Annotated in this window: 5 protein-coding genes and 1 pseudogene; all 6 read right to left on the reverse strand. The window is 69.4% G+C overall.

Annotated features, from left to right (window positions below; translation table 11 throughout):
• Nucleotides 1-30: 30 nt before the first annotated feature.
• The gene (locus U9983_RS26580) at nt 31-552 is read right to left on the reverse strand and encodes a peptidoglycan-binding domain-containing protein (protein ID WP_322756636.1); all 522 of its coding nucleotides are present in this window, start codon (nt 550-552) and stop codon (nt 31-33) included.
• Nucleotides 553-932: 380 nt separating this feature from the next.
• A complete protein-coding gene (locus tag U9983_RS26585; protein WP_322756637.1) occupies nt 933-2,174 on the reverse strand; it encodes an SIS domain-containing protein in 1,242 nt (413 codons plus the stop codon).
• Between the two features lie 201 nt (nt 2,175-2,375).
• A pseudogene (locus U9983_RS26590) lies at nt 2,376-2,555 on the reverse strand (Trm112 family protein); the annotation flags it as partial.
• The gene (locus U9983_RS26595; protein ID WP_322756638.1) at nt 2,552-3,916 is read right to left on the reverse strand and encodes a phosphomannomutase/phosphoglucomutase; all 1,365 of its coding nucleotides are present in this window, start codon (nt 3,914-3,916) and stop codon (nt 2,552-2,554) included. The gene U9983_RS26595 and the pseudogene U9983_RS26590, both read right to left, overlap by 4 nt.
• A 114-nt stretch (nt 3,917-4,030) precedes the next feature.
• Nucleotides 4,031-4,378, reverse strand: a complete 348-nt coding sequence (locus U9983_RS26600; protein WP_322756639.1) for a DUF3499 domain-containing protein — start codon at nt 4,376-4,378, stop codon at nt 4,031-4,033.
• Nucleotides 4,379-4,674: 296 nt separating this feature from the next.
• On the reverse strand, nt 4,675-4,949 hold a 275-nt coding region (locus U9983_RS26605), incomplete at its 5' end, for a hypothetical protein (RefSeq protein ID WP_322756640.1).

Consider the following 4,949-nt stretch of genomic DNA (forward strand, 5'->3'; position numbering starts at 1 on the left):
GTGAAAGGCGGCTTATCGTGGGGCCGTTACTCAACCGTTGGTGCAGTCACTGAGACTCCACCATGGAGCGTCGGTGCCGCCGATGTTCACCCAGTTTCCGTTCTGGTTGACCTGCCAGGCCCCACCCTCGAACCACCAGCGGTATTCCTGCTGAAGATCGCTCTTGCCGACCTGGTGGTACTTGAAAGTGCAGTAGTTGGGTGCCCAGCCGGTGTAGACAAGACGGGGATAGGAGGTGGGCTCGTCGTCGGTACTCGGTGGAGTATCGCTGCCGCCCCACATGGAGTGGTACACCTGCCAACCGGCGATGCCGTCGACGGTCAGCCCGTTTGCCTTCTGCCAGTTCTTGATGGCCTGGGCGGTCTGCGCTCCGTACACGCCGTCTAGCGCCCCCGGGTTCTGGCCACCTATCTGAAGGTTTCGCTGTACCGCCCACACACGCGCTCCGGAAGAGACGCAGTTGGTGCAGTTGCCAACGACATCCCAGGTCGCGCCCCAGTCCGCGTACTGCGTCGTCCGGGCTGAGGCAGGTGCGGCCGTTCCGACCGTCATGCCCACCGCCCCGGCTCCAAGAGTAACGGCGGCTGCGGCCCGGTGGCCCCATCGGGTCCATGTCATTTCTCGTCTCTCCTGTCAGTTGGCTGGCGCGATGTTAAGGCCGGTGGACCAACGGTTGTTGAGACCCACATGCATTCCTCCGTGTTGAAATGCCTGGCCACACCGACACAGTCAGCGCGAGTCCCACGCTGGAACGCCCACCACCCTGCGGGAGCTTCTTGGCTCCCGCGACGATCCGACAGCAGCATAACGAGATATTTCCGATTTCGCACGACACTCTCGATCCCACGGCGTCACGGAGCGATGCTGTGGGGCGATCAGGGTTCGTCCGGACACGGCGAGCTGGACAGATGGTTCTTAAGCCGGACGCGGTGTCAGTTCGGTAGTGGGCGGATGTCGAGATCGCGGGCCGCGGCGACCGGGGTCGGGTCGAGACCGAGCACGATGCCGAGGTAGACACTGGCGTAGTCGAACAGGCCGACCAGGGAGGCCAGCCGCTCCAGGCGGCTCGCCCCCTGCGCGGACACCTCGGTGATCGGGATCCCGCGCTCGGCGGCGGCGACGATCGCGGCGTCGGCTTGGCGGGTGACCGTCGGGTGCTCCGCGGCCTGATCACGCAGGAGTACCAGCCGAAGCCGCACCGGCTCCGCCTCGTCCACCCGGTCGCGGAAGAAGTCGTCGAGATCCTCGGCTGCACCGGCGGCTGCACCGGGGCCGGCATTGGGGCCGGCACTGCCGGCGGACCCGGCGCGGCTCCCGAATGCCCCGTCCAGGATGCCCACCTGGGCCGCTGCCGCCGCCGGCAGGACGCCCGGCACCGCGGGGTAGCCGGCGTTCGCGGCCAGCTGGTCAGCCGCCCGGCTGACCGCCGCGGCGGTCAGCGCCGTGGTCCCCCACAGCAGCGGCAACGACCCGGCCAGCGCGAGCGCCAGCTCCTTGGCGGGGCTGACGAACGTCTCACTGCTGGGTCGGCAGCGCATCGCCACGTCCTCCAGCCGCGCGGCCGTGGCCTCGATCGCGTCGGCTCCCTCGGCGCCGCCCTGGACGAGACCCAGGGCGTGCACGGCAACCACCGCCGGGAGGAGCAGCGCCCAGAAACTCGCGCGGGTGGGCCTGGCGTCCACCACCGGGACCGCAACGAACAGTGCCCGGGCCCGGTCTGCCAGCGCGGCCAGCGGTGAGTCGGGTGCGCCCACGGCAAGCGTCCGGCAACCGCGACGATCAGCTTCCTCCAGCGCGGACAGCGCCTGCCCATCGCGTCCCGAGCCCGACACGACGATCACCAGGTCGGCCACGCCGGCCCATCCGGGCAGACCGAAACCGTCGTATTCGAGTACCGGAACGGGGCAGTCGGGGCCCATCACCGCAGTGAGCGCCGCACCGAACGCCGTCGAGCCGCCAGCCCCGGCCACCAGCACGGCGCGCGGACGGCCGTCAGCCGCGAGCGAGGCGACCCCGGTCTCCTGCGCCAGCGCCGCGGACTCCCGGACCTGGCGGGCCGACGACGCCACGTGCAGCAGCATGCCGGACGGGTCGGCCCCGGTCAGCCGGGCAACATCGTCAAGGATGCCCTCGTCCACGATCGCCCCCCAGTTTCCGCGTGTCTGGCCCATCATCGCGTTCGCTCGTCCGGGCCGCCGGCCATGCGATGCTCCCGGCGCCGGTCACCCCATATGTCGACCCATTTCTCAGGACGAGCTGGGCACCGGGGTCTCAACATCGCCGGTCGCATCCCCTACCGCGTCCCGTGGCCGGGCATCGGTCTGGACAGCGTCCGTCTGGACAGCGCCAGCCTGCACGTCGCCAGTCTGGACAGCGCCACCAAAGGGAACTGCCTCGTCAAGCAGCATCACCGGGATCTCGTCGCGGACCGGGAAGGCAAGACCGCACGAGGTGCAGACCAGGACGGGCTCACCGGCGAGGGCGTCCGAGCGCAGCGGGGCATGGGCCGGGCACGGGCAGGCGAGAATCTCCAGCAGGAGTGGATCGAGACTCAACGGTCGATCTCCCTTTCATGACGAATGCGGGTGAGGACCTCGTCCCGCACCCGTGACATCGTGGCATGGTCGGGAGCTTCCACGTTCAGGCGCAGCAGCGGTTCGGTGTTGGACGGCCGCAGGTTGAACCACACGCCATCACCGAGCGAGACGGTCAGCCCGTCGAGATGGTCGATACCGGTCGCGAGCCCCACGTAGGCCTTCTCGATCTCGGCCATCGCGACCCCGGCGTCGGCGACCTCGGAGTTGATCTCACCGGAGAGCGTGTACGGCGCATAGCCGTCGAGCAGACGCGACAGCGGCCGCTCCTGCTCACCGAGCGCGGCCAGGACGTGCATCGCGGCGAGCATCCCGGAGTCGGCCCGCCAGAAGTCCCGGAAATAGAAGTGACCGGAGTGCTCGCCACCGAAGATCGCACCGGTACGCGCCATCTCCGCCTTGATGAACGAATGGCCGACGCGGGTCCGCACCGGCACGCCGCCGAGCCTGGTGACGAGCTCGGGCACGGCGTTGCTGACGATCACATTGTGAATGATCGTCGCACCGGGCTCGCGGGCGAGTTCCCGCTCGGCGACCAACGCGGTGATGGTGGACGGCGACACGCACTCGCCACGTTCGTCGACGACGAAGCAGCGGTCCGCGTCACCGTCGAAGGCGAGCCCGATGTCGGCCCCGGTAGCGCGAACCGCGGCCTGCAGGTCACGCAGGTTCGCCGGCTCGATCGGGTTGGCCTCGTGGTTGGGGAAGGACCCGTCCAGTTCGAAGTACAGCGGGTGGACCGTCAGCGGCAGCCCCTCGAACACGGCCGGGACGGTCAGACCGCCCATACCGTTACCCGCGTCCACCACGACCCGCAGCGGTCGGATGGCCGACAGGTCGACCAGGGTGCACAGGTGTTCGGCGTATGCCGCCAACAGGTCGCTGTGGGTGATCGTACCGCGCGGTCCGGTGAACGCGGGAATCCCCGCCTCGACCATGGCGCGGATGTCCCCGAGACCGGTGTCCGCCCCGATCGGAGCCGCGCCGGCCCGGCACAGCTTGACGCCGTTGTACTTGGCCGGGTTGTGGGATGCGGTGAACATCGCTCCCGGGATGTCCAGCGACCCGGCGGCGAAGTAGAGCAGGTCGGTCGAGCCGAGCCCGATCATGATGACATCCGCGCCCTGGCCGGCAGCCCCGTCGGCAAACGCCGTCGAGAGCGGGACCGACGAGTCACGCATGTCGTGCGCGACGACGATCCGTGGCGCCGCCAGCACGTGCACGAACGCGGCTCCGATCGCGCGGGCGACATCGGTGTCCAGCTCTGAGGGCACAACCCCCCGCACGTCATACGCCTTGAAGATCCGCGACAGATCGTGCACCCTTCCGCCCTTCCTCCGCTTGCCCGCAGGGTACGCGATCACAGATCGTCCCGCGCCCGCCTGCCCCTGGGAACGCCAGCCAACACCGGCACCAAAGACCCTACCGACGCGAACTCAGCTCGGCCGGGGCAGGACCCGCAGGTGACCACGTCGACCTCCGGGTGCCGACGGATCGGGCGGGTCCTCGTGGACAGGTGGTCGGCTCACCTCACGAACCGCGTCCGCGAGCGCCTCAAGATCATCAGAGGCTGCGCCGTGCCTGGTCTCACCCTCGATCCGCACGACCGCCCAGCCCAGTGGCACAGTGAGGCGGTCGGCGTGCGGCCCACACAGGTCGTAGGAATGCGGCTCGACGTATGGGGAGAGCGGCCCGAGGACGGCTGTCGACTCGGCGTAGGCGTACGTGAGCGTGGCGACCGCGGCCGCTGAGCATGCCGAGCGGGAGCAGCGGCGAGGCTTCACGTTCCGGACGGTAGCCCCCGGAACGGGCGACGGCCACCACCACCCGCCGTGTCGCACCCACCCGCGGAACGCTGGTAAGTAATCAATTACACTCCGCACCCAGCAGGTGAACTGGCGGACACCGGCAGACACGTCAGGGTAACCGAGGCGAAATTCACCTGATGAATCCGGAGGGCATCGGTACGGCCTCTCGTCGCGAGCCGTACGCTCACGCCATGGCGGACAACGCCTCTCCCGGCGCCTCCTGGGGAACCCCCGTGCCGGCCTTCCCGTCCCCACAGCCTCCCATCCCCATGTCACGGCGCCGTGACCGGCGCGGGCGCGGCCTGCGTGGTGTCCTCCTCCCGCCGGAGGTCCCCGCCTATCGCAGCCGCGGCGAACGGTTCGACGACCTCGTCCTGGACGCCGTCGAGCACCTCGAGCACCGCTGGTCCGCCGAACTGTCCGACGTCGAGTTCGCGGTCGAGGACGTCCCGCCCGTGCCTGCGGTCCTCGCTCCGGAAGAACCCGTACCGCTGGCTCACCACCAGCCGCCGGCCGGGCGAGGACGCTCCGCGACACCGCACCGGAT

It is taken from the genome of Protofrankia sp. Cas3, from assembly GCF_963555955.1.
GTDB lineage: Bacteria > Actinomycetota > Actinomycetes > Frankiales > Frankiaceae > Protofrankia.